The organism is Methanomassiliicoccaceae archaeon DOK, from assembly GCA_009911715.1.
GTDB lineage: Archaea > Thermoplasmatota > Thermoplasmata > Methanomassiliicoccales > Methanomethylophilaceae > Methanoprimaticola.
The window spans coordinates 403,964-428,732 of record CP047880.1 but is presented as its reverse complement, the minus strand read 5'-3'; the positions used below and the strand labels follow the sequence as shown (position 1 = coordinate 428,732).

The window sequence follows — 24,769 nt, the reverse complement described above, 5'->3', positions numbered from 1 at the left end:
CTATCACATCGGGTAGATGACGGCTCCGCCGGTGGGCTGGGAGCTGAACACGAGCACGTTGTACACGTCGACCATCACGGTAGCGGAGGCAGTCTGTCCCGCGGCGGACGTGACGGTCACGGTGACCTGGGCGTCCTGCATGGGACTGGCGCTCTGCACGCTCAGACAGTCGTCCTGGATGGTGGCCGTGAGTCCGACGGTCTCGGTGGATGCGGAGATGCTGTTGGAGGATCCTCCGCTTACGGTGAAGGCAGAGGTCTGCTTGGCGGTGCCGACGATGGCACTGACGAGGTCGTCGCCGGAGATCGTCAGGGTGTCCTCAACGTCGAGTCTGACCTGAGCGGTCTCGGTCTGTCCGTATGCGGTGGTCGCGGTGACGGTGAGCTCCTGTCCCATCCCTGCGGTAGCGGGGTTGGAGACGGAGACGACCCCGTCGGAGACGGTGGCCCCATCGTATCCGGAGACCTGCCATGAAATCTGGGAGGTCTGAGTGGCTGCGACTGTTGCGGTGACCGCATTCGCGTTGTTCAGGTAGGTGAGGATGCCGTCCTCTGCGGAGAGGACGAGGTCGGGCTCGGAGCGGATTGTGATCTGCTTGGTGACGGTCTGCTCGGGACCGTGTGTGCTGGTCCCGGTGATGGTGACGACCGTTTCGTTGACTTCGGTGGAGGAACCGCTGACCACTCCCGTGGACGGGTCGAGGGAGAATCCCTCGGGAAGGGTCCCCTCGGATACTGTCCAGGTGACTCCGATGTCCTCGGCGTTGGTGATGGTCCTGGAGGAGACTGTGTTCCCATACGAGGCGATGGTCTCCTCGGAGTCTCCGACGATCTTAGAGTAGACGGTGAAGGTCACCACCAAATCGGCGGTCTCTCCCCTGCAGTTGGCCGTCAGGGAGACGGTCTGCAGTCCGATTCCGGTAGGGGTTCCGGACACCTTTCCGTCTGCAAGCTCCAGACCTGCGGGGAGCTCCGTCCCTGCCTTCACGGTCCAGGTGATCTCGCCGGACATGTCGGACTCTCCGATGGGGGAGAAGTCTATCCTGGTACCGGCGATGATGTCGTTGATGGTCCCGCTGACGCTCAGTCCATCTACAACGACGAACTTGACGTACTGGTATGCGGTCTGCTCGACGGGCTCTGTCATCGAAGCTTCGATGACGACGTTGTAGGTCGTGCCGGAGGCGGCCTCCTCGGGTATGGTCACTATGACCATGCTCCCGTCGACGTATCCGACGCTTCCGTCGTTGACCTCGAGGGACACGGTCACGAACTCGGTAAGATCCTCGGGGAACTCGGGGGTGTAGCGCCACTCGAACCCCGGGGCTATCTCGATCACGGTGGCCTCGCCGTATGTCCCGGAGAGGTCCTCGCCCGCGGCGTCGCTCATGGGGATGAGGGATACAGCCGCGATTACGGACACCAGGACTGCGGCGAGGGCCGCGATGTAATTCGTTTTGCTCATGGTATCAAGCTGTTTGATGCGGCCTCGATAGCGGGGGCCGCGCCCGCCTGCGTTCTTGGGCAGTGCTATCCAGAGCCCGGCCAGCATCACCGCCGCGTAGAGCAGCAGCGACAGCCAGTAGAGCTCTATGAAGGAGGGGAAGTCCAGACCTCTGACGTACTCCACGTTGGTGGAGTCGGAGGTCAGCCAGGAGATGCCCAGGTCGATTCCTATCCATCCGAGCACGGACGCGATCGTTCCGATTATCGCGGGTATCGGCATCGGCGGTGCCTCCTCTCGTGAAGGTACCTGAACACCAGGGTGAAAGCCATAGTCGCTCCGATCGATACGCCCCAGAACCAGGGGTCGTCCAACGCATCAGCGATAACATCCCACACGGTGGTCACGGGGATCTGCACGTCGGTCATCTCCAGCGGCCTCCGTTGTTCCTGTTGTTCTGGTTGTTACGGTAGCCGTATTGGTTGGTGCTGGAGCCGTTCCTCCGGACCCTGGTTCTGGTCTTGCTCTTGAACGAGCGGTACCTCTCGGAGACCTTCCCGGTGCGGGTGTCATAGATCAGGAATCCTGCGATGAGTCCGATGGACACGATGAAGATGGCGATCATCGCTGCGGTGTAGTCGCCGTGAGGCTCGGGAACGGGGTCGAGGCCCTCCTGCTTCACGGTGACCTCCACGCTCTTGGAATCGGTCGTGCCGTCCGAGTGGGTTATCGTGACGATGAGCTCGTACACGCCCGCCTCGGTCGGTGCGACTATCAGAGTGGTCCCGTCCACGGTCACGAAGGACGACGCGGATCCAGAAACGGACAGAGCGTCCGTGGATCCCATGGAGATGGAGATGTGCATCCTCTCGTTCACGCCGATGTGGAAGTCAGTCAACTCGTCGATTGTCGCATCCTCCTGGGGGACGATGTCCACCTCGACGTACGCTGTGGATGTCACCTCGGAGACGTTGTTCACCGCCTTGCACACGACGGTGTACCTTCCGGGACGGTCGTACCTGAACTCCTCTTCGTTTTCGAACGTCCCGTCCCCGTCGAAGTCGAACATGTGGAAAGAGGCGCGGAGCCCTGTGAACACGGCCTTGGCGGTGTATCCGTCCACGGTCACCGAGAAGGATGCCGTGGGCGCAGAGGCCTCGGCCTTGTACACGGTAACGGTCCAGGACTCCTCACCGACGGTCACGTCGTAGGACTTGCCTATGTCGCCCTCGGAGGGAGTCCCCGAGAGAACGGTGAACACCTTGCCGTCGATTGTCTCCGTGGTCCTGGAGAGGAAGCATCCATTGGGGACCTGGGCTGTGAGCTCGCCATCCACGATGTACGCATACTCCACACCGGACCATGCCGCCTCCCTGTGGTAGTTGTCCGTGCAGACGACGGTGATCTCCATCGTCACCTCGGATCCGTCGAAACCCCTGGCGGTGCAGGCGACCGTGTAGATCCCCGATGACGGGAACTCGTACAGCGCGGTCTCCGACGACGAGGCGAAGACCTCGCCGTCCACGGTCCACACGTAGTTCGAGACGTTCTGACCGCCGATGGCCACGAAGTCGAAGACCCTGGGCTCCGATGCCCTTGCAGAAGCGGTGACCGAGGCCAGGGAGACGGAGCCGACGTCGGGGATCTCCGAGGAGTCGGAGACGTAGACGAAGACGGTGTTGTCCACATCCACGTATCCGTCCAGGAAGGCGCGATAGGAGATCTCGTATGTTCCGGGATTCTCCAGGGTGCCGGTGATGGTCCTTCCGCTCACCGACAGTCCTCCGTTGCCCTCGACGGGAGAGCCGTCCAGGAGGACGGACTTCAGCTCGATGGAGGCGTTGGACGGATTCGTGACAGGTGTGTAGGAGAACACATCGCCCTGCGAGAGGGTGTACTCGATCGGCTTCACGATGGTGATGGGCACCATGATGGTGACCTTCGCCGAACCGGTGTAGTAGCCGGTGGAGCTTGCGGATATGGTGACATAATATGTTCCCGGCTCGACGTTCGTCATGTCCAGGAAGATGTACCTCCCGGAGACGGTGGCGTTGTACGAGGACAGACCTCCTAGGTCGGATATGGAGAGCCTGGCATCCTCCGGATCGGTCGTGACCGGCATGGTCGACGACTGGCCGCTGGTGATGGTTGCGGTGATGGGATCGACCTTGACGGTCTGCCTCTCCCACACGGCGAACAGGGTGATGTCCCCGTTGACCTTGAGGGAATCCACGGTTGTGTTGGATGTCTCCGACGTGGACCATCCCTTGAAGACGTACGCTCCTGAGGAGTACTTCGCATCCGGCAGGGAGGCGAAGGTGTCCTCGGTGATGCTCTCGGTCCAGGTCCTCTGGCCGTTGACAGTACCGATGCCGGCGTCGTAGGTGACGGTGAACCTCTCGGGGATCTCCGTGACGGTGATGTCGAAGTTCAGGATGGCGTCCGCAACAAGAGAGACGGAGGCGTTGTTGAACCTGAACTGCAGGTGGTAGCTGCCGAGCTCCGTCGGTGTGCCGGACAGTGTGCTGCCGTCCTTAGTAATCCCGGGAGGCAGCTCGCTGGTGCCGCTGTACTTGGTATAGGTGCAGTGGTTGTACCTGTTGCCCTCCAGGTAGTCCTGGAGGTCGATGGTGACGGGCTCGCCGAGATCGATTCTGATCTCGGCGGAGTACTCCGGAACCGCGGCATCCGACCCGTCGGAGCAGATGGGGACAGCGATCAGCGCAAGCAGGACCGCCAGCGCCGCCGCTGCCTTGAGAACGAATCCGATGCCCATTTCCATCAGTCCCTGCCCTGTCCACCGCTGTTGGAGGCGTTCTTGAAGAACAGTCCCGGGTTCTCGTTGACGACCTCGGCCATGGCCTGCTTGTCCTCGACCGAGGTCTGCGGGTTGGTCATGACGCGGAGTCCGTACGCCGTGTTGCGGGCGCGGTTCCTTCCCCTGAAGGCCCTGACGAAGAACTTCTGCTTCTTCGGGGACATGGAGGAGAACTCCTCCTGGGGCTTCCAGAACGCCGACCAGAACCCCTGCCTGGGCTGCATGGTGGGGCCGTGGGCCCTGGCGTCGTCGTCCGAGGCGAAGATCTGGGGGTTGTTGTTCCTGAACCTGACGATATTGTTCAGGGTATCCGGATTGGTCTCGGGGTTGTTCACGACCTTCATAAAGTAGCGTGTTCTCGCTACATCGCTGTCAAAGGACATGAGGGTCTGGCCGAGCTCGTCGTAGGAGCGCGGAGCGCCTATCGGCTTCCTCTTCCTGAACCTGGGCCTCTGGGAGTGGGCGCCGTAGTACTCGGAGAAGCCGTTGGGGCTCCAGTTCCCCTGGAACTGCTCGGAGCCGCCGTCGTGGTAGCCGGCGGTGTTGTTCCCGCGGCTGTCGTATCTGTTGCCGTACTGGTCGTAGGAGAACCCGTCGGAGTCGTAGACCCTGTTGAACGACTTCTCGCGGTATCCGCCGGAGAATCCCTTGCCGAAGGTCCAGGATCCCTTGAAGCCGCGGTTCCCCTTCATCTGGTCGTCGGAGAGGAACCTGTCGGGGTTCTGGTCCCTGTACTGCCTCAGGAGGAGTATGTTCTCCTGGGGAGTGTCGGGGTTGGTCATGCACTTGTTGTAGAAGCGCGTCGCCCTCTGGGGATTCATCGAAGACATCATCTGCGAGAGCTCCGAGGGCGACAGCTTCCTGGGCTGAGCCATGTCGATCACCTGTTTGTTTCACACATGTTCCCGGTTGGTGTCCTACCGGGTAAGGATGTTCGGAGGGAGGATGCGGACCGCATCCTCCCCCTCGGCCCTCAGAGGGGCGCCTCCCACACCTTCAATGCAGAAGACGACCTCTTGGGACCGATCTTGCGCAGCGCGACCCTGGTGGAGCTCTCGTCCTCGGAGCACCTGTCGAAGCGCTCCAGAGCCTCCTCGTAGGTCGGGTAGCGGTAGGTCTTGGACCTGAGCTCCCCGTTGCCCCAGAGGAACCAGTGGTCGACGCGGTAGCCTTCGCTCATTCCTTCGCCCTGAACTTGGCCATCATGTCCTTGGCGTACTCCACGTCGTCGTTGATGGTGGAGTTCTGAAGGTCGACTCCCTCCATCGCCTCGGCCATCTTCTCCACGAAGTCGGCGAAGGACCTCCACCACTTTCCGTTGAGGGGTACCTCGACGAACTTGCCGTTGAAGGACGCGGTGATCCTGGGGACCGGCTCCCTGCGGACGTTGTTCTTCTGGTCGAAGGTGGAGACCAGCTTGAGGCCGATGTAGACGTTGCCGTTGCTGAAGCTCATGATGGGGGTCTTCTGCGTGGACGTGTCGTTCTCGACGTTGACCTGCCCGAAGGCGGCCCTGATCTCGTTCTGCATTCCGTTCTGTCCGTTGTTTGCTGCTTTTTCTGCTGCCATGTTTTTGTTCCTCCTTTCGAGGTGTTCTAAGGGGTTTGAGAAAGGGTTTAACAGGGATTTACCCTGGAAATGGTTTCATAGAAGTAGCAATGCAAAGCTGCAATCGGGCTGGTTTACCGTTTAGGTTAACACCGAAATTCAACCCATGATGGTTGGAACAACTGTGTTTTCAAACGGTCTCAGACCACAGAAAATTGAACGAAATTGGGAATGCTGGATAGCGGGTTGTGAATCCCGGCGGCTGCACTCATCTTCTTCTTATCCAGACACTTGAATGGAACAGCCTTCATTTTGCGCCTGAATTTCTGAAGTCAAGAAGAATTGATTTCCAGCAGCTTCCGCCCGCTTTTCTACCTCTTCCTCGCCTCTCATATGGCGTTAGTTTCGCTGTGTACACACCCTATGTTGTCCGGACCCTTCTTGAACGATTGTGTCCAAGGTTCTGTAGAACACCCGGAAACTAGACCCCATATACTGTCAAAAAGTGAGTTTCGCGATTCAGATGTTTCCGGTCTCCTTGTGCGGATGATGACGATAATCGGACCTTTGCGGATGCTCCTGCGTCGAGGTGATTCCGTCCGAGAACGTGATTTCAGGCCTGTGATGTGATGGAGTGTGATCAACGGACTCCGGTGGTTGGCGTCCGACCCTCGTTTATATAGCGTCGACACGATTACCCTATTATGGACGAAGTGAGGGAGTACACGTTCGAGGAGCTCTGTTAGATAGTCGGAGCCATCGCCGCCGAGTACGGGATTCTCAGGGTGTACCTCTTCGGCTCCAGGGCCCGCGGTGACAACCGCCCCGACAGCGACTACGATTTCTGTGTCAAGACCCCGAAGGGCATGGGCCTGTTCAAGATGGGCGGGTTCTACGGCAAGCTGGAGGAGGCCCTTGGGACAGGGATTGACATCGTGTGCGAGGAGTCCCTCCGCGAAGACTTCAGCAGATCCATTTCCAAGGACATGAGGCTCCTCTATGAGGCGTGACATGACACCCTGAGACTCATCGTGGAGTTCTGTGATGCGATCGCCGACGACATCCAACGCTTAGGAACAGATGTGGAGGACTTCCTGGAGGACAAGGCGTATCAAAGATCCGCGACGTTCTCAATAGAGCAGATAGGCGAACTGGCGAAGGTCTGTCATCTGACCTCACCGAGGAGTTCGACGATGTGGATTGGCACGAGATCGCGAAGATGCGCGACTTCGTCGCCCACAGATACCAGCATGTGATCCAGCAGCTCCTATGGGAGAGCATGAACTCCGAGGTGCCCGCTCTCAGAGCGAGATGCGCCGAGATCATCGGCATACTCGAGTCCAGACAGGAAGACGACTGATTCACATCATCGCCTCCGTCTCGGTTCTGCAACGTTTGCCACAAGGATTGTTTCCAATTGATGTTTTGGAAGGCTACACCTTTCCCAAACCGTTCTGGCACATGCCATGGCCTCTTGTAAAAATATTACTATAGGAATATTTTATAGACTAACAGTTATCTATCAGGAATTTACTGCTTCCCTCTCAGACTTACAGCGACTGCATTCGGGGTGTTACATTGACGAAGACTTACGAGGAGATCAACGAGAAAATCCGTTCCGGCGAGGCCGTGGTCCTCACCGCGGAGGAGGTCATAGACCTTGTGAAGGAGAAGGGTGTCGAGAAGGCGGCCGAGGAGGTCGACGTCGTCACCACCGGAACGTACGGCGCCATGTGCTCCTCGGGCGCGTTCCTCAACTTCGGCCACTCCGACCCGCCGATCAGGATGACCAACATCAGGCTGAACGGCGTGGAGGCCTACGGCGGCCTGGCGGCTGTGGACACCTACATCGGCGCTACGTCCCTGATCGACCCTCCGGGCAAGGGGTACGGAGGTGCCCACGTCATCGAGGACCTCATAGCGGGCAAGAGCGTGCACCTCCAGGCCTGGGGCCCGGGCACCGACTGCTACGTCAGGAAGAGCATCGACACGTACGTCTCCCTGGACGACCTCAACGAGGCCTACCTGTACAACCCCCGCAACATGTACCAGAACTACAGCGTGGCGACCAACACCTCGAACAGGACGCTGTACACCTACATGGGAAAGCTCATGCCGCACATGAAGAACGCGACCTACAGCTCCGCCGGTGAGCTCTCTCCGCTCATGAACGACCCCCATCTCGACGTGATCGGCATGGGCACCAGGATTTTCCTAGCCGGAGGCGAGGGGTACGTCGCATGGCAGGGGACGCAGTTCAACACCACCGCGGAGGAGGTCAACGGGGTCCCCGTCAAGGGATCCAGGACACTCGCGGTCATGGGCGACATGAAGCAGATGGACCCGGACTACGTCAGGGGCCTGGACATCACGGGCTACGGCATCTCGCTTGCCATAGGCATAGGAGTCCCCATCCCCGTCCTGAACGAGGACGTGATGCGCAGATGCGCCATATCCAACGACCAGATATTCGCGGAGATGGTCGACTACAGCCTGCCCTCGAGCAGGCCCTGCATGCAGAGGTACAGCTACGAGGAGCTCCGCTCCGGGATGATCGAGTACCAGGGCAAGAAGATCAGGACCTCTTCCATGTCCTCCCTTGCCGGGGCCAGGAAGGTCGCCGGCAAACTCAAGGACTGGATAGAGCACGGCGAGTTCCTGCTGAACGAGCCTGCGCTGAAACTGCCCGGGTCGGGTAGTGTGAAGCCCCTTCTGGAGAGAGGTGAGTGAGATGGAGAAGAAGTTCAGGATAGACTTCGACGAGAGCAACGTCCTCGAGTCGGTCACGTACACGCTGGTCTCCGAGTTCAACCTCAAGCCCAACGTACTGAGGGCGGACATCAACGGTGACGGCAGCGGGATCATGCTGCTGAGCATCGAGGGATCCAAGGACGACATAATCAACGGGATGACCCACATCCGCGAACAGGGGTTCGGGGTGAAGGAACTGAAAGGCCACATCTTCCATGACTACGAGAGGTGCTGGAGCTGCGGCGCCTGCGTCTCGCTCTGCCCGACAAGGTCCATCTACTACGACAAGGAGACCGTGGAGGTCAGGCTGAACACCGGCACCTGCATCGCCTGCGGGTCCTGCATCAACGCCTGCTCCGTGAAGGCGATCCAGCTCGAGCTATGAGGTTCCCCCTCGCCTACAGGGAGAGCATCCTGACCGTCGTATGCGACGACGGCCTCCGCGATGCCGCGTTCGACGCCCTTATGGAGGCCAGGTTCTCGATAGAGTCGAAGATTTCGGAGGACCCGTTCTTCGGGATAACCTACGACCCCTACGAGGCATCCCCGGGAGACGACCCCATCGTCAGGAGGATGTGCGAGGCCTCCCGCGTGGCCGGCGTCGGGCCCATGGCCGGGGTGGCGGGGGCGGTGGCCCTTCACGTCGCCGAGAGGCTCCTGTCAGAGGGCTCGTCCCATGCGATCGTGGAGAACGGCGGGGACATAGCGTTCTTCTCCCCGGAGCCGAGGCTCGTGGGGATATTCGCCGACCACCCGGTGTTCAGGGACCTGGCGTTCTCCATGTCCTCCGACCGCATAGTCGGGATGTGCTCATCTTCACGCACCGTTGGGCCGTCGGTATCCCTCGGCTCCAGCAGCATCAGCACGGTCCTGGCGGACGACGTCGTCCTGGCGGACTGCTGCGCCACCGCGCTGGGCAACCTGGTGAGGGACGAGCAGACCCTGGGCGACGCCGTGAGGACCATCGGTTCCCTGGCCGGGGTCACGGGCTGCCTGGCATGCTGCGGGGACAAGGTGGCGATATTCGGGAGCCTTCCGGAGGTCGTCGCTGCTGACTGCTCCGCCCTGGAGCCGTACCGCCCCGCCGGGAATGAGGATCGGTGACGTGCCGACCCGTCAGGAACGGCCAAGGACCTTCGACCTTATCCCGTCCGCGAGCCCCTCCGGGCCGCCGTTGTTGTCGAGCACCACCCAGCCCTCCGATATGCCGATCATCCTGCCGCGGATGGCCGTGAGCCTCTCGACGGTCTCGAACATCTCGAGCTCGTCCCCGCGGTCGAAGATGCGGCCGATGGCGGTCTCCGGCTCGACATCGACCAGCACGGCGACGTCGGGTGTCGGCAGCAGGAGCCTCACCGCGCGGTCGGCCTTCCGGCACGCGCCGTCCGGAAGATAGGCGACCGCCATGCTGTACCTGACAAATACCACGTCGTCGTAGTCGTAGCGCCTCCTCCCCCGCATGACGGCCAGGGAGTGCATGACGTCCCCGATGTAGAACAGCGTGGAGAGGATGACGTCGAGCTTCGAGTCGCCGTGCAGGAACCCCTGCTCCAGACGGCCCACCAGCGTATCGGTGTTCGGATGGGAGATCAGGAGCACCCTGCGCCCCCGTGACCGGAGCTCGGAGGCCAGCATATCCGCGGCGGTGGTCTTCCCGGATCCGTCCATCCCGTCGACGACGTACCACACCATGGCATCACAGCCCCAGCAGAACCATGGCGCTCGCGACCACCAGGGGGATGACGAGGTTGTCGTACTGCCCCGGACATACTGCCTCGAGGACCGTCGCCAGGAGCCCGGCGATGACCGATGCGGCCCATACCGGGACCGTCGGGATGCTGTCCCCGGACGGATAGAACCCTGAGGCCGTGAGCCAACCGTAGAAGAGGATTATCACCGCAGCCATGACCGCGGTGGCGGCGAACACGGCGACGGATCCCTCGACGGACTTCCCGTTGAGGATCCTGTGCCTGCCGAACCTCCTCCCCACCACGCTGCCGAACCCGTCGCCCCATGTCATCGCCACGATTCCGACGGTGGCGGCGGTCCAGTGGTCCCAGAAGAACACGATCATCACGCCGATGCTGACGACGTAGAGGAACAGTCCCGTCCTGTGACCCTGGTTGTTGGCTATGTCCCCCAGCGAAGATTCGGACACGACGTTGTCCTTGAGCATGGCGGCCAGCAGCACCAGGGCGAACGGCAGGGCGAAGAATACGAACATTATCCAGTTCTCGGAGAACATCCACCAGACGAAGACGAAGAAGCCGACGCCGATGTGCACGACCTTGCGCACGTTCCTGTCACCCCTCCTCTCCAGAATCATGGCGACGGCGAGCGACACGGCGATGATTGTGTAGACGAGCACCAGACCCATGACATCCTGACTGTTCACGATGACCGCCATGTCATCACCCCATGACGACATAATACCGTTGGTCCGGATCCCGGCCCGGCGGGCGCCGACATGCCCGTCCCGCCCTCAAGGGTCTAATACCCCCTGATGCATGGTGTGACCGTGAACAAGTACCTCCAGCTGTTCAGGACAGGGAACGCCGTCATGGGAATCGTCGGCGTGGCGGTGGCCGCATTCATGGCCGCGGGGACCGACATCGCAGACGCGTGGGCGAACCTCCTGATATCGGCGGTGGTCGTCTTCATGTTCATCTGCGGCGGGAACGCCCTGAACGACTACATAGACTTCGAGATAGACAAGACCGCCCATCCCGAGCGTCCGATCCCGTCCGGGAGGATGACCAGGAGAGCCGCCCTCCACGCGGCCCTGGCCATGCTCGGTGGATCCGTCGTCGTCTCCCTGTTCACATTCGACCTCGAATGCATCCTGATCGTGGTCATCGCATGCGTCCTGATGGTCTCGTACGAGGTTGCCCTGAAGCAGAGGGGATTCGTCGGCAACGTGACCATCGCGGTCCTCACCGGCATGATGTTCCTGCTGGGAGGGGCAGTCGTCGGGGACGCGGCCGACAACGTCATCGTGGCGCTCATGGCCCTGCTCGTCTCGGTCGGCAGGGAGATCGCCAAGGACATAGAGGACATGGAATCCGACGAGGGCGACAGGCTCACGCTCCCCATGAGGATCGGACCGGGGAAGGCGGCCGCCCTGGCGTGCGTGTTCTTCGTCGCCGGCCCCGTCCTCAGCGTCGCCCCGATGGTCTGGCACACGTACGGGCCGCTCTACTACTCGGTCGTGATCGCGGACGCGATATTCGTCTACTGCGCGACGGTGGTTTTCTCCAGTCCGCACAGGGCGCAGAAGTTCGCGAAGCTGGCCATGGTGGTCGCGCTCGTGGCGTTCATCGCCGGTGTGTTCAGGTTCTGAGCCCAGCATCCGATTTATAACGGGTATCCCGTTCGCATCGACATGACCGAGACCGATCCCGCAGGGCTCAAGAGGGCCGTGGTCGAGAAGGCGATGGAACTGGGCGCCGCAGTCGTGAAGTCGTGCCCCACCGACCGCTGGTCCGAGCACCCCATCCAGGACAGTGCCTACTGGCCCAGGAGCATCTGGCCGTGGGCGGAGAACGCCATCGTCATCGGGATACCGCTCCCCCCGGCGATGGTGTCGACCACCCCGTCGATGGTCTACCAGGAGCTCTACCGCACCAGCAACCGCATCCTCGACGACATGGCGTACCGCATGACGTCCTGGCTGATCTCCCAGGGACATCGCGCCGTTTTCTTCCCCAGGGACGGCTACTTCAACATCGGCGTCCTTCTGGACGAACCCACCGCGGCGTTCTCCCACGTCCTCGCCGGGTATTACTCGGGCATGGGGACGATCGGGGCCAGCCACAACCTCCTCACCGAGGAGTTCGGACCGAGGGTCCGCATGGTCACCATACTCACGGACGCGGACATAGAGGCCGACCCCATGCTAGATGCGGATCTTTGCATCCACTGCGGGAAGTGCATGAGGAGGTGCCCCTCGAAGGCGTTCTCCGAAGAGGACGGAGGATTCTATAGCATGGACATGGAGCGGTGCATCCGGCACCACCTAGTCCTGAAGGACGAGCACCACTGGCCCTGCGGCATCTGCATAGACGTCTGCCCCGTGGGCAGGGACCTCGATCCGTACAGGGGGTCCGAGAGGGTCACCGCCGAGGGCAAGGAGCACTGCTCCAGGCACGGCTCGTGACCGGACGACAGCCCATTAATATCGATGACCGCGGATACGGGACGGAGGCCACAAGATGAAGCTCGAAGTGAGGAACTACGACCTTGACACATCCGAACCCACCGTCCTCCTGCATGAGGACGACTGCCGTTCACTCTCCGTCTCCGAGGGGGACCGTGTCAGGATCGCGGGGACCTCCGCCGCAATAGCCATAGTATCCGTCTCCGACACACTGGTCCGCTGCGGGACGATCCTCGTACCGCCCTCGGTCCAGAGGGCCAGCGGCACGGCCGTCGGAGGATCCGCTGAGGTCACCCTGTCGCACACCCCAGAGTCCGTCAGGCACATACGTGCGAAGATGGACGGGATGCACCTCCCCTCCGAATCCATCAGGCAGGTTGTGGACGACGTCGTCGCCGGGAGGCTGTCCAGGATCGAGATCTCCGCATGGCTCACAGCACTCTACATCAAGGGGATGGACACCGACGAGATCGCCGCCTACGCCAGGGCGATGGCGGAGACCGGCGACGAGCTGACGTTCCATGACAAGCAGGTCTTCGATTTCCACAGCTTCGGCGGCCTTCCCGGCAACAAGATCACTCCGATCGTCGTATCCATCGTCGCGGCCGCCGGACTGACCATCCCCAAGCTATCGTCCCGTGCAATCAGCAGCGCCTGCGGGACGGCTGACTTCGTCGAGACGTTCTGCAGGGTGGATCTGGACGCGGACGAGGTCCGGCGCATCTCCGAGGAGACAGGCGGCGTGTTCTCATGGACGGGGGCCACCGACCTGGGTCCCGCCGGAGACCACTTCATCACGGTCCAGCGCCCCCTCGGCATCGATCCCCGCCCTCAGCTTCTGGCGTCCATCATGAGCAAGAAGGTCGCCGTGGGGGCCACCGACCTGGTCATGGACATACCCATGGGATCGGAATCGAAGGTGCCCACCCTGGAGGATGCGAAGGGCTACGCCAGGGATCTCATGGACCTGGGGGACAAGCTCGGCATCAGGGTCGAATGCGCCATAACATACGCCAAACAGCCCCTGGGCGAGGCCGTGGGCCCGATCCTCGAGGCGAGGGAATGCATGGAGGTCCTCGAACGCGTCCCGGGACATGAGGATGTGATCGACAAGGCGTGCATATGCGCCGGGACGATCCTGAGCATGGGCGGTGTCCGTGACGGGGTCGGAAAGGCGAGGGAGATCCTGGAATCCGGACTGGCTCATGAGAAGTTCCTCGAGATAGTGGCCGCACAGGGCGGAAAACCGGACATCTCCTCCAAGGACATGGTTCCCGGCAGCCACTCCGCGGAGATAAGGGCCGAGAGGTCCGGATTCGTCAGGAGCCTTTCCAACAAGGCCGTTGTGGCCGTGGCGAAAGCCGCCGGCGCCCCTTCGGACAAGGGCGCGGGGGTCGTCCTCGGCAAGAAGCTCGGGATGAAGGTCTCCGAGGGGGATGTTCTGATGACGATCTACGCCGAACGCGAGGATAAACTCGGACACGCGGTCGATGTCGCCCTCGAGAGGGAGCCGATAGGCATCGAGGGCATGATTATCAAAAGAATCGGGCCGGACTGAGAACGACCCCCTGCACAATCGGCGTTCAGCGCTCGCTTTCGACGAATTCGCCGTTCCTGTCGAAGAGCACCTGGTACACGCTTACGGACACGGTCCTGCGATCCGGATGCTCGTCTATCGCCGTGACGAAGTGTATCGTGTAGGGATCGTCGAAGCCTATTAGCTCCACCCCTTCCGGGATGGGGAGATGGGACCTGCCGGTGAAGAACTCTGGCATCCCCTCGACTGTCTGACCGGGCACCAGCAGGCACCCGATGAAGAGGTGTGAGTCCTTGCAGTCCAGCTTCATGACGCCTATCGGCTCACGTCCCTTGTAGATGTCCCATCCGTAGAGGGGCATGTTGACGAACCCGGGCTGATGTCCGTCGGCCGCCATGCAGAAGGGGCACTTCTTGATGTTCACAATGGCGCTCTTCGGGATCAGCTTCCAGCCTGTAAAACAAAGGAGCGTGGTCCTGTTCCAGTTGAGATAGCAGTTCACATGGGTGTGGTAGCTCTTCCCGCCGTCCATCATCAGACGGTAGTTCCCGCGGAACACCTTGTTCTGGGGGTATCTCCTGCTGGTGCCGTCGTACATGCGGACAAGCACCTTCGACCTCCCCTCCGCGCAATCCGCGCACATGCGGATCTCGATGTCTGGCTCATCATCTGTCGATGCCGTCGCCTCAAGCTCCCTGCCGCAAACTCTGCACACGAGGGGTTCGACAATCGGCGACGCCATGAGCGCTGTAATACAACTACAGGTATTTACTCTTTCAACCTTCATCCCGAGGCACTCAATACTTGTAGTTAGATTTAACTTAAATATAATCCGCACATGGGTGGGGTCATGATCGCCACGAATGGAGTCGTCGGAAACGCCAGTGACCGCAGGCATGTGTCGGGGATGACCTTCGACGAGGAGCGCGCGCTGTACAACCTCCGCGACGCTGTCGTCGAGAACTGCACCTTCTCGGGACCGAACGACGGCGAGTCGGCGCTGAAGGAGGGCCGTGACATCGTCGTCAAAGGATGCACCTTCGACCTCCGCTATCCGGTCTGGCACACTCATGGGTTCACCATGGAGGGATGCAGCCTCACGGAGAACTGCCGCGCGCCGCTCTGGTACTCCAGTGACGGCATCCTGTCGGACACCGTGGTCTCGGGCGTCAAGTGCCTGAGGGAGTGCGACAACGTCGCCGTACGTGGCTGCAGGATCTGTTCGCCCGAGTTCGGCTGGAAATGCCGCGGGATCAGGATCGGGGACAGCGAGATCGAATCCGAGTACATCTTCCTCGACAGCTCCCACCTGAGGATCGATGGGATGACCATGAAGGGGAAGTACTCGTTCCAGTACACGGAGGACGTCGTCATCGAGAGATCCAGCCTAGAGACCAAGGACGCGTTCTGGCACAGCAGGAACGTGACCCTGAGGGACTGCGATGTGAGAGGCGAGTACCTCGGATGGTACTCGGAAAACCTGACGCTAATCGGATGCAGGATATCCGGGACGCAGCCGTTCTGCTACTGCAGGAACCTGAAGCTGATAGACTGCACCATGAAGGGTACGGACCTGGCGTTCGAGTACTCGGACGTGGATGCAGAGGTCAAGGAGCATGTGGAGTCCGTCAAGAACCCGCGCTCCGGCAGGATCCACGCAGGGAGCATAGGGAGGATCGTCCTCGGGGACCAGGTCATGGAATGCTCCTGCGAGATCGTGACGGACGACTGAGAGCTCCGTTGTCGAAACAACGACGCCTTAAAACAGCCATGACGCCTTGTCTCCCCATGCTCGGAAGGAAGGTCTCCATAGACAAGGAGAAATGCGACGGATGCGGACTGTGCGTGACCGCCTGCCACGAAGGTGCCATAGAACTGGTGGACGGGAAGGCCGAACTCGTCCGCGAGAACGTCTGCGACGGCCTCGGCGACTGCCTTCCGGCCTGCCCCAGGGGTGCGATCACCTTCAGGGACCCGGAACCCCCGTCGACCGTGCCGGTCGCGCCCGGGACCGACGCGCAGCCGTCCTGCCTCATGGCGGACCCCGGATACCAGTGGCCCATCCAGATCGCACTCGTCCACCCAAGGTCCGACTTCTTCAGGGGGACCCTCGTCATCGCTGCCGACTGCACCGCGTTCACCATCGACGACTTCAGGAGGAGGTTCGTGGCCGGGAACCCCGTGATCATCGGATGCCCCAAGCTGGACGATCGCACGAGGTTCGACAAGATCGCATCCATCCTGGCTGGCAACCCGATCGACAGGGTACATGTCGTGAGGATGGAGGTCCCCTGCTGCAGGGCGCTCACCAACATCGTGGCGGCGGCCGCCGAGACCGCCGGCAGACCCGTCGAGGTCACGGAGACGGTCGTCTCCCGCAGCGGATCGGTCGTATCGGAGAACCGTCTGTGAACCGCATCCGCAGTCATTAACTACATAGTGAGCGAATAGCGTCGCATCCCGCCGCCGAGGCGGAGGTGAGGGCATGGGAATCAACATCGGAATCTGTGAGACTGAGGCACCCAGCGCTCCCTGCAGGGAGCTGCGCGCGAACATCGTCAAGGTGCACCTGGACGACCCAAGCGGCTTCGAGGAGTACATGGAGTACGACACCAAGGTGGACCTGGACACCGCGAAGAAGGCCGTGGGCGACTGGGACGCCTTCATCAAGCGCAACAGGATCAACCCCGAGACCGACGCAGTCTACATGGACAAGGTCAAGAAGGACGACGACAGGGCCACCCTCGAACCACTCGCCCAGAGGGTGTGCACGGGATGGATCGTCACGGAGGGCCTCCCCGACGACGTCAGGGAGAAGGTGCTGGCGAAGGCGGGCGCCGACGACAGGCTCACGGGATGGGACATGCTCAGCTTCGACGAGATGAACGACATGTGCGCCAACTGCCCGCTGTCCTGGGACAAGGGCAGGGGCTGCATAGGGGCGTTCGGTCCGGACAACAGCCTGCTCCCCGAGATAGCCGGAAGGCACGGGTGCCCCATCGTGGCGTCGGTGCCGGATGCGGTGAAGGAGGGGAAAAGGTTCACACCCGAGGACGCCGAGGAGCTCCTGAGGGAGGTCGGCGTGCTGAGGGAGGCCCTCCCGGAGGAGGGCAAGATGATGGTCAGACGTTACAGCGGCCCGGTCGACAGAATGGAGGCCGTGGCCAGGATATCCGTGTCCGAGGGATGCGGGTTCTTCTTCTTCTGACCGACCTTCTTCGGCTCAGGCGTAGCCGTTGAGGCGCATGATTGCGGAGACCATCCCCTCCACGAGGGAGTGGATCCCCTTCATGCCCTCCTTGTCATCCTCGTACTGTGGGGAGTTCAGCGCCCTCACGATGGGCATCGGGTAGGACCCGGACACCAGCATCTGGTTCATCAGCATCCAGTCCACCATCTGGTTGTACACCATGGACGCGCCGTCGTGTCCGCACACGGCGATCGCGCCCCCGACCTTTCCCTTCAGGCCGTGGTCGCCCTTCCCGAAGACGAGAGCGGCCCTCTCCAGGAACGTCTGCATCATGCTCGGGCAGGCGTTGGCGTAGGTCGGCGCGGCGAGGATGATCCCGTCCGCCTGCCTCATCCTGTCCAGGAGGTCGTTGAACCCGTCGTCCTCGTCGATGCATCTGCCGTCTCCCCTAATCTCGCAGGTCAGGCAGACGTTGCAGTTGACGAACTGGTACTCGTAGAGGTAGACGATCTCCACCTCTATGCCCTCCCTCTCGAAGAGGTCCGTGACCTCGTGGAGTATGTTGCTAGTGTTCCCGATCGGGCGGGGGCTTCCGTTGAGCGCGAGTACCTTCATGCAGGAGCGTAGAGTCGTGCCCGATAAACCTGTATCGGTCCGGAGGCGGTGTCCGCGCACCGCGGCACGGATATCGCGGCCTATGAGCCGCATCCCCGGGTACAGTATCATCGGTGATGCTCGATAAGTTAAATTATAGTGTAGCGTTCACGGCGTTACAGGTGAAGAAATGACTGAAATGCTGAAAGTGGTCGACCTGCACGCCGTGGCCGGCGAGAGGGAGATCCTGAAAGGCGTCAACCTCACCGTCAACGAGGGGGAGACATGCGTTCTTTTCGGACCCAACGGGTCCGGCAAGTCCACGCTGATGTCCACTATAATGGGCTACAGCTCGATCAAGGTCACTCAGGGCCAGATCCTGTTCAAGGGACAGGACATCACCGAGATGACGGTGGACCAGCGCGCGAAGCTGGGGATAGGCATGATGATGCAGCGCCCCCCGAACATCTACGGGGTCAAGCTCGGCGACCTCATCAAGGCGTCGTCCCCCGACAACGGGGAGGCCATCCTGAAGGACGCCTCCAAGTTCAAGATGCAGAACTTCCTCGAGAGGGAGGTCAACGTGGGCTTCTCCGGAGGGGAGATCAAGAGGTCCGAGCTCCTGCAGCTCACCGCCCAGAAACCCGAGTTCATCCTCCTGGACGAGCCCGAGTCCGGCGTGGACCTGGAGAACATCGACCTCATCGGCAACAAGGTCCACGACCTGCTGTACGACGGCAGCTGCCCCGGGAAGCAGAGGCACGTGTCGTCCCTGGTCATCACCCACACCGGCCAGATCATGGACTACATCGGCGCAGACCGCGGATACGTCATGAGGGACGGCAGGATATTCTGCTCCGGCAGGCCCAGCGACCTGCTCAAGGAGATCAGAGAGAACGGATACGGAGAGTGCGACGGATGTCAGCAGATAATCAGTCTGTGAAGGAAGCCCTGAACAAGAAGGGCGCGTACGGTGCCGACCTGGACCTGGACCACTACGAGGAGGGTTCGAAGGACTCCGTGCAGATAGACGACCTCCAGAGCTCCAAGTACAAGGACTACATGGAGAAGGTCGGGGTCGTGGCCGACGAGATGAACCGCTCCGGGACCCTGATGTTCATCGACAACGGCATGAGCCACTGCAGCTCCTCCCAGCAGGAGGGACTGGAGATGATGTCCACCCAGGACGCCCTGAAGAAGTACGACTGGGTCAAGGACTACATGTGGAAGGCGATGGACCCCGCCAAGGACAAGTACACCGCCAAGAGCTACCTCGAGGAGGCCGACGGCTACTTCATCCGCGTCAAGTCCGGGTACCACGTCAAGGACCCCGTCCAGACCTGCATGATGATCAACACGGACAAGACCATCCAGAACGTCCACAACATCGTCATCGTGGAGGACAACGCCTCCCTCGAGATGATCACGGGATGCTCGACCTCCCCCCATGCCAACGACGCCCTCCACATCGGGGTGTCCGAGATCTACCTGGGCGAGAACTGCAACCTGACCTTCTCCATGATCCACAGCTGGGGCAAGCAGACCGGCGTCCGCCCGAGGACCGCCACCGTGGTCGGGAAGAACTCCAACTACACCAACAACTACGTCATCCTGAACCCCGTCGGCAGCCTCCAGAGCTTCCCCTCCGCCAGCCTGGCCGAGGGCGCGACCGCCCTGTACAACACCATGTGCATCGCGCACGAGGGCTCCGACATCGACACCGGAGGACTGGTGTACCTGAACGGAAGGGACAGCAGCGCCCAGATCATGAGCAGGAGCATCTCCATGGGCGGACACATGTGCGCCCGCGGACGCCTCGTGGGGAACGCCCCCGGAGCGAAGGCCCACCTGGAGTGCAGGAGCATCATCATGAAGGACGGCGGATCGACCAACGCGGTCCCCGAGCTCGAGGCGCATGTGGCCGACGTCGAGATGACCCACGAGGCCGCCGTCGGAAAGATCGCCCAGGACCAGATCGAGTACCTGATGTCCAGGGGCCTCACCGAGGACGAGGCGGTCAGCATGATCGTCAGGGGATTCCTGTCGGGAAGCATCAACGGCCTCCCGCCGGCGCTCCAGCAGGAGCTGGACGCAGCCATCGAGCAGGCGAACCTCGGAGACTGAACCCAATCATCGGAGGGCCCCGCGGGGACCCTCCACCTTTTAAACCCTTAGAGCGATGCTTCCGTCATGGGAGCAAAACGCCCTCTTCTTGTGACGCTCATCGGCGTCATCTACGTACTGTTAGGACTGCTGCTTCTGGTCTCCGGGATCATGCTCGCCGCCACGGGCATGGCTGTGGACCCCGAAATCGAGGAGATCGCCGGATTGTCCGGCGGCGCGGTCGCTGTCCTCGGGATTATACAGATCGTCGTCGGGGCCGGGTTCCTCAAGGGCTGGAAGCTCTGGTGGTACCTCGGAGTGATCTTCACCATACTGAACCTGATCTTCGGCATCGCATCCCTGTTCGTCACCGGAGCGGGAGGGATCGTGCTGGTCATAGTCGCACTGATCATCCTCTGGTACCTGTTCAGGGACAACGTCAAGGAGTTCTTCCTGGACTGAGCCAAACGGCCCCTCGCGTGGGCCACCTTCCCCTCTTCGAAATCAGATTCTGAACTCGGCGCCGCAGTCTATCGCGTGGAGCACGTTCCCGTCCGGATCGAGGAAAGACGTGCACGTGCCGAACGGCGTGTGGACCGGCTCCCGGACGAACTCCACGTCCTCGTCGATGAGGCGGCGGCGGGTGTTGAAGGGACTGTCCACTCCGAAGTACACCCCCGTGTCCACACCCGCATCCTCGGACACCCTCAGGATTATGCGGCACTGACCACGTCTGAGGTACGCCTCCGCGCCGGTGCAGCCCAGAACGTCCAGGCATAGGATGCCCGTGTAGAACTCGATCGCCCTGTCCAGGTCGCGTACTGGGACGGAGCAGGCGAATATCGATTCGGGAATCCCCTCGACGGTGTACTCGAAGAGGCCTCCCTGTGGATCTCCCAAAGGCATGGAATCCGGATGCACACGGAACGATATCGTACTTTCGACGGGGATGTACCGCAGAGGACGTCTGGCCATCTTCCCGAATCATAGAAATCATTATATAGATGTCCTCTATACCAAGGCATACTGCCCTGGTAGTGTAGCGGCCTATCATGAAGCCCTGTCGAGGCTTCGACTCGGATTCGAATTCCGACCAGGGCGCTCATCCCTTTCTTGTTCACATCGTTTCGATTGCCCTTGATTCTGTGTCATCCATCGTCAACGGTTAAGTACATCCACTCATCTTTCTGGTGTTACTAGTAATCGATTTCGTATTATGGTGATCATATGAACAGCAAACTGATCGCAACAGGGATCCTGGCTCTGATGCTGTGCACCGTGTTCGTCGCGGTTCCGGCGGATGCCGATGGTACCGGGTTCGACATAACGGACGGCGAGGGCAGGACTTACCATTACGACTCCCCCGCGGAACGCATCGTCTCCACAGGTGCCGCCACCACCCTCACTATCGCGGAGGCCGGTGCCGTGAACAAGATCGTCGCAGTGGACAGGTACTCCACATACGATTACACCGGATACGACGAGCTGGAGGCCATGGACGCTGTTGACCTTGGCAGCTTCTACGGCAAGACCAACCACGACTACATCGTCACGACCCTGATCAACATGGTCGACGACGGAGAGCTCTCGCTCGACGACACGATCATCCTGACCAGCTACACGTCCAACAGGGCGCTTTACGAAAGACTTGACGATACTGGGTTCACCAAGGTCCTGGTGTGGACCACCGACTCCGTCTCCGACTACGACGCGATCGTCCAGATGGTCTCCGACGTGTCGATGATCGCATCGGGCACGGTCCCCGGTTCCGTGAGCTCCATGCTGGACAAGACCGCGCAGGTGTCGGATGCCGTGTCGGAAGTCACAGAGCGCGCGAAGGCCCTGTTCGTATGGTACACCGGAGGGGAGTTCTCCGTCGGGAACTCATCGATCATGAACTCCATGCTCGAAGTGGCCAACGCGGACAACATCGGGTACAGCGACTCGACGGCGTCCCACTACGGGGACGTGAACACCGTCATCTCCCTGCTGGAGGCGAACCCCGGCACGGTCATATTCGTCAACTACAGCTACGGGACCGCCGGAGGGACCGCGGAGTCGTTCAGAGAGGATGTCCTGGGCGGCAACACGGACTACCCCGTCGTCATCATGGACAGCCTCTGGAACAACTGGTGCCCCGAGTCCGCCGACGGCCTCATGACCATAGGTCAGTACCTCTACCCGGATCTCCTCGGGGAGCCGTACGATGGATACATCGAGGACTACGGACCCGGTTCCGGGAGCGGAGTCTCCAATGGTGGCAGCGCCGGCACCGACGGACTGATGATCGCCCTGGTCGTCGTTGTGGTCGTCGCGATCGTCGCGGCGGGCATAGTGATCGCTAGGAGAGGCAACCATTAACTGGGGGCCCGACATCAACCGGACGATGAGCATGAACACCGACAGATGGATCAAAGCGCTGCTGTGCGTGCTCGTGCTCGTCGTCCTGCTTTTCTTGTTCATCCTGCTGGACCTGTCCTGGGCTGGGAACAGGACGCTGTCGCTCGGCGAGGTCTGGGCGGCCCTCACGGGGAACGGCACATGGGGGACGGACCAGATCGTCAACTCCCAGAACCTGCCTCGCATCGCGATCGGCGTCTTCGTCGGCGCCGGACTGGCGGTCACCGGCGGGGTGATGCAGGCGGTCTTCAGGAACCCGTTGGCCGACCCGTACATACTCGGACTGTCCTCCGGCGCCTCCCTGGGATCCGCCCTGGCGATCCTGGTAGGGGTGTCCTTCATACCCCTCTCCGCGTCCCAGCCGGTACTGGCCTTCGTGTTCTGCCTGCTGACCATGTTCCTCGTCTACACGGTATCTAGGGCGGGAGGAGGCAACGTCAGGACGGAGACGCTCGTCCTCGCCGGAGTGGCGGTGTCCGCACTCATATCGGCGATCGTGTCGTTCCTAACCTACATCGCCCCGAGCGATGAGATGCAGGACATCGTGTTCTGGTCGATGGGTAACCTCGGCAATCCCGAATGGACCGAGATAGCGATCGTGGCGACCGTGGTGGTCGCAGGCGCGGCGGTGATGCTGACCCAGTGCAGGAAGCTGAACGCGATGATGCTCGGTGACGCCCATGCCATGGACCTCGGCGTGGATGTCGCCAAGGTCCGCCTGATGTTGCTCGTGGTGTCGTCCCTGGTCGTAGCCGTCAGCGTTGCCTTCGTCGGGACCATAGGCTTCATCGGCCTCGTGATCCCCCATATTTTCAGACTCATTCTCGGACCGGACAACCGCCTGGTCCTGCCGCTCTCCACCCTGGGAGGGGCGGCGTTCATCATAATGTGCGACTACGTCGCCCATTTCGTGGCCCCGTACTACGGCGTGCTCCCCATAGGCGTGGTGACATCCCTGGTGGGGGCGCCGTTCTTCGTTTACCTGCTGGTTAGCAGGAGGAGGGAGGTCGGATGGTGATCCCTCCGCTAGAGGTCCGCGACCTCGGATACGGATACGACGGCAGGCCCATCCTCGACGGCGTGTCCTTCTCCCTCAGCCCGGGGGAGGTCCTCGGCATCCTGGGTCCCAACGGGTGCGGCAAGACCACGCTGCTGAGGAACCTCAACAGGAACCTGAGGCCGAAGGTCGGGTGCGTCCTCCTCGACGGGAACGACCTGGAGGGTATGCAGAAGAGGGACATCGCCAGGAAGGTCGCCGCGGTCCCGCAGACCAACGAGATCAGCTTCGCGTTCACCGTGAGGGACATAGTCGAGATGGGGAGGATGCCGTTCCAGGAGGCCTTCCGCGGAAGCACCTCCGAGGACGAGAGGATTGTCCGCGAGGCGATGGAGCAGGCGGGAGTCGCCCACATGGCCGACCGCCGCATCAACACCATGAGCGGAGGGGAGAGACAGAGGACGATCATAGCCAGGGCCCTCGCCCAGACGCCTGACGTCCTGCTGATGGACGAGCCGACCCTCCACCTCGACGTGAGCATGCAGTTCGACGTTCTCGACCTGGTCCGCAGGCTGTCCCGCGAAAGCGGACTCACGGTGGTCCTCGTCTCCCACGACCTGCCGATGGTGGCTAGGTACTGCGACAGGATAATCCTCCTTCACGACAGGAGGGTGTTCGCGGTCGGGACCCCCGAGGAGGTCCTGACGCCCGGGAACATGCGCACGGTTTTCAGCGTCGACGCCCGCTACGAGACGGACGAGCGCGGGAACCCCACGGTCAGGCTATTCGGCGCCTGCCACGACGGTTCCGACGATGCGGGGACGGGACGCTGATACGCGTTTCGTCCCAAAGTACTTTAACAACCGCACCAGTGGGCGGTCACATGCGCTGGATGCTTCGCGGTAAAATCCACAGGGCGACCGTCACGGAGACCCGCCTCGACTACGAGGGCAGCATCACCATCGACGAGGACCTGCTTGACAGGGCCGGGATCTGGGTGGGCGAGAAGGTCACCATAGCGGACGTCAACAACGGCAGCCGCTTCGACACATACACCCTGCCCGGCAAGAGGGGCAGCGGCATCATCGCCGTCAACGGGGCCGCCGCGCACCTTGTGAACGAGGGCGACCTCGTCATCATCATGGCCTACGAGCTCGTCGACGAGCCCATCAAGGCCAAGGTACTGCTGGTGGACTCCGACAACAGGGTCGCCAGGGAGCTGGTCTATTGAA

Annotated in this window: 28 protein-coding genes and 1 tRNA gene; 19 read left to right on the top strand and 10 right to left on the bottom strand. The window is 61.4% G+C overall.

Annotated features, from left to right (window positions below; genetic code table 11):
• Positions 1-3: 3 nt before the first annotated feature.
• The 5 genes from JS82_02295 to JS82_02275 all read right to left on the bottom strand — a co-directional run bounded on the left by JS82_02295 (position 4) and on the right by JS82_02275 (position 5,830).
• Positions 4-1,725: a hypothetical protein gene (locus tag JS82_02295; GenBank protein QHK17014.1), complete on the bottom strand. Its 1,722-nt coding sequence runs from the start codon at positions 1,723-1,725 to the stop codon at positions 4-6.
• Positions 1,726-1,867: 142 nt separating this feature from the next.
• On the bottom strand, positions 1,868-4,225 hold the full coding sequence (locus JS82_02290; protein ID QHK17013.1) for a hypothetical protein: 2,358 nt from the start codon (positions 4,223-4,225) through the stop codon (positions 1,868-1,870).
• Entirely contained in the window at positions 4,225-5,136 is a 912-nt protein-coding gene (locus tag JS82_02285) for a hypothetical protein (protein QHK17012.1), read from the bottom strand. Before JS82_02285 ends, JS82_02290 begins: the two co-directional genes overlap by 1 nt.
• Positions 5,137-5,234: 98 nt before the next feature.
• Complete coding sequence (locus JS82_02280) at positions 5,235-5,441, bottom strand: hypothetical protein (GenBank protein QHK17011.1); 207 nt, start codon at positions 5,439-5,441, stop codon at positions 5,235-5,237.
• Positions 5,438-5,830 (bottom strand): hypothetical protein, encoded by a 393-nt coding sequence (locus tag JS82_02275; GenBank protein ID QHK17010.1) that lies wholly within the window; start codon positions 5,828-5,830, stop codon positions 5,438-5,440. Before JS82_02275 ends, JS82_02280 begins: the two co-directional genes overlap by 4 nt.
• Before the next feature lie 725 nt (positions 5,831-6,555).
• On the opposite strand from JS82_02275, the gene JS82_02270 reads away from it, so the two are divergent.
• From JS82_02270 to JS82_02250, 5 genes are all read left to right on the top strand, one after another.
• Complete coding sequence (locus JS82_02270; GenBank protein QHK18366.1) at positions 6,556-6,819, top strand: hypothetical protein; 264 nt, start codon at positions 6,556-6,558, stop codon at positions 6,817-6,819.
• A 185-nt stretch (positions 6,820-7,004) separates the two neighbouring features.
• Positions 7,005-7,169 (top strand): DUF86 domain-containing protein, encoded by a 165-nt coding sequence (locus JS82_02265; protein QHK17009.1) that lies wholly within the window; start codon positions 7,005-7,007, stop codon positions 7,167-7,169.
• Positions 7,170-7,387: 218 nt separating this feature from the next.
• On the top strand, positions 7,388-8,539 hold the full coding sequence (locus JS82_02260; protein QHK17008.1) for a hypothetical protein: 1,152 nt from the start codon (positions 7,388-7,390) through the stop codon (positions 8,537-8,539).
• A gap of 1 nt (position 8,540) precedes the next feature.
• Complete coding sequence (locus tag JS82_02255) at positions 8,541-8,945, top strand: 4Fe-4S dicluster domain-containing protein (protein QHK17007.1); 405 nt, start codon at positions 8,541-8,543, stop codon at positions 8,943-8,945.
• A complete protein-coding gene (locus tag JS82_02250) occupies positions 8,942-9,664 on the top strand; it encodes a UPF0280 family protein (protein QHK17006.1) in 723 nt (240 codons plus the stop codon). Before JS82_02255 ends, JS82_02250 begins: the two co-directional genes overlap by 4 nt.
• 12 nt (positions 9,665-9,676) lie before the next feature.
• Here the strand turns inward: JS82_02250 and JS82_02245 are convergent, their stop codons facing one another.
• Together JS82_02245 and JS82_02240 are read right to left on the bottom strand one after the other, a co-directional pair.
• A complete protein-coding gene (locus JS82_02245; protein QHK17005.1) occupies positions 9,677-10,252 on the bottom strand; it encodes a thymidylate kinase in 576 nt (191 codons plus the stop codon).
• A 4-nt stretch (positions 10,253-10,256) separates the two neighbouring features.
• Positions 10,257-10,967 (bottom strand): hypothetical protein, encoded by a 711-nt coding sequence (locus tag JS82_02240; protein QHK17004.1) that lies wholly within the window; start codon positions 10,965-10,967, stop codon positions 10,257-10,259.
• Positions 10,968-11,063: 96 nt separating this feature from the next.
• Between JS82_02240 and JS82_02235 the strand changes: the two genes are divergently transcribed.
• Genes JS82_02235 through JS82_02225 form a run of 3 tightly spaced genes read left to right on the top strand, consistent with a single transcriptional unit; the run spans position 11,064 to position 14,274 of the window.
• Entirely contained in the window at positions 11,064-11,900 is an 837-nt protein-coding gene (locus JS82_02235) for a 4-hydroxybenzoate polyprenyltransferase (GenBank protein QHK17003.1), read from the top strand.
• 42 nt (positions 11,901-11,942) lie between these two features.
• The gene (locus JS82_02230) at positions 11,943-12,716 is read left to right on the top strand and encodes a 4Fe-4S dicluster domain-containing protein (GenBank protein QHK17002.1); all 774 of its coding nucleotides are present in this window, start codon (positions 11,943-11,945) and stop codon (positions 12,714-12,716) included.
• Between the two features lie 55 nt (positions 12,717-12,771).
• Positions 12,772-14,274 (top strand): AMP phosphorylase, encoded by a 1,503-nt coding sequence (locus tag JS82_02225; GenBank protein QHK17001.1) that lies wholly within the window; start codon positions 12,772-12,774, stop codon positions 14,272-14,274.
• 25 nt (positions 14,275-14,299) lie between these two features.
• Here JS82_02225 and JS82_02220 read toward each other — a convergent pair whose 3' ends face one another.
• Positions 14,300-14,995 (bottom strand): hypothetical protein, encoded by a 696-nt coding sequence (locus JS82_02220; protein ID QHK17000.1) that lies wholly within the window; start codon positions 14,993-14,995, stop codon positions 14,300-14,302.
• Positions 14,996-15,160: 165 nt separating this feature from the next.
• Between JS82_02220 and JS82_02215 the strand changes: the two genes are divergently transcribed.
• The 3 genes from JS82_02215 to JS82_02205 all read left to right on the top strand — a co-directional run bounded on the left by JS82_02215 (position 15,161) and on the right by JS82_02205 (position 17,461).
• Positions 15,161-15,985 carry a DUF3737 family protein gene (locus JS82_02215; GenBank protein QHK18365.1) on the top strand — a complete coding sequence of 275 codons (825 nt, stop codon included), beginning with the start codon at positions 15,161-15,163 and terminating at the stop codon, positions 15,983-15,985.
• A gap of 56 nt (positions 15,986-16,041) precedes the next feature.
• Positions 16,042-16,665 carry a ferredoxin gene (locus JS82_02210; protein ID QHK16999.1) on the top strand — a complete coding sequence of 208 codons (624 nt, stop codon included), beginning with the start codon at positions 16,042-16,044 and terminating at the stop codon, positions 16,663-16,665.
• 73 nt (positions 16,666-16,738) lie between these two features.
• The gene (locus JS82_02205) at positions 16,739-17,461 is read left to right on the top strand and encodes a hypothetical protein (GenBank protein ID QHK16998.1); all 723 of its coding nucleotides are present in this window, start codon (positions 16,739-16,741) and stop codon (positions 17,459-17,461) included.
• Between the two features lie 15 nt (positions 17,462-17,476).
• Here the strand turns inward: JS82_02205 and JS82_02200 are convergent, their stop codons facing one another.
• Positions 17,477-18,058 carry a flavodoxin family protein gene (locus tag JS82_02200; protein ID QHK16997.1) on the bottom strand — a complete coding sequence of 194 codons (582 nt, stop codon included), beginning with the start codon at positions 18,056-18,058 and terminating at the stop codon, positions 17,477-17,479.
• A 178-nt stretch (positions 18,059-18,236) separates the two neighbouring features.
• Between JS82_02200 and JS82_02195 the strand changes: the two genes are divergently transcribed.
• The 3 genes from JS82_02195 (at position 18,237) to JS82_02185 (ending at position 20,602) form a co-directional block, all read left to right on the top strand.
• Positions 18,237-18,980 carry an ATP-binding cassette domain-containing protein gene (locus tag JS82_02195; GenBank protein ID QHK18364.1) on the top strand — a complete coding sequence of 248 codons (744 nt, stop codon included), beginning with the start codon at positions 18,237-18,239 and terminating at the stop codon, positions 18,978-18,980.
• Positions 18,956-20,161, top strand: coding sequence for a SufD family Fe-S cluster assembly protein (locus JS82_02190; protein ID QHK16996.1), 1,206 nt, complete (start codon positions 18,956-18,958; stop codon positions 20,159-20,161). Before JS82_02195 ends, JS82_02190 begins: the two co-directional genes overlap by 25 nt.
• Positions 20,162-20,227: 66 nt before the next feature.
• Positions 20,228-20,602 carry a hypothetical protein gene (locus tag JS82_02185; GenBank protein ID QHK16995.1) on the top strand — a complete coding sequence of 125 codons (375 nt, stop codon included), beginning with the start codon at positions 20,228-20,230 and terminating at the stop codon, positions 20,600-20,602.
• A 42-nt stretch (positions 20,603-20,644) separates the two neighbouring features.
• On the opposite strand, the gene JS82_02180 is transcribed toward JS82_02185, so the two are convergent.
• On the bottom strand, positions 20,645-21,046 hold the full coding sequence (locus JS82_02180) for a glyoxalase (protein ID QHK16994.1): 402 nt from the start codon (positions 21,044-21,046) through the stop codon (positions 20,645-20,647).
• 122 nt (positions 21,047-21,168) lie between these two features.
• Between JS82_02180 and JS82_02175 the strand changes: the two genes are divergently transcribed.
• From JS82_02175 to JS82_02155, 5 genes are all read left to right on the top strand, one after another.
• Positions 21,169-21,241 (top strand) — tRNA-Asp (locus JS82_02175).
• Positions 21,242-21,367: 126 nt separating this feature from the next.
• Positions 21,368-22,501: a hypothetical protein gene (locus tag JS82_02170; protein QHK16993.1), complete on the top strand. Its 1,134-nt coding sequence runs from the start codon at positions 21,368-21,370 to the stop codon at positions 22,499-22,501.
• A 73-nt stretch (positions 22,502-22,574) separates the two neighbouring features.
• The gene (locus JS82_02165; protein ID QHK18363.1) at positions 22,575-23,558 is read left to right on the top strand and encodes an iron chelate uptake ABC transporter family permease subunit; all 984 of its coding nucleotides are present in this window, start codon (positions 22,575-22,577) and stop codon (positions 23,556-23,558) included.
• Positions 23,552-24,370 (top strand): ATP-binding cassette domain-containing protein, encoded by an 819-nt coding sequence (locus JS82_02160; protein QHK16992.1) that lies wholly within the window; start codon positions 23,552-23,554, stop codon positions 24,368-24,370. Before JS82_02165 ends, JS82_02160 begins: the two co-directional genes overlap by 7 nt.
• A 59-nt stretch (positions 24,371-24,429) precedes the next feature.
• On the top strand, positions 24,430-24,768 hold the full coding sequence (locus JS82_02155) for an aspartate 1-decarboxylase (GenBank protein ID QHK18362.1): 339 nt from the start codon (positions 24,430-24,432) through the stop codon (positions 24,766-24,768).
• The last annotated feature ends 1 nt before the right edge of the window (position 24,769 follow it).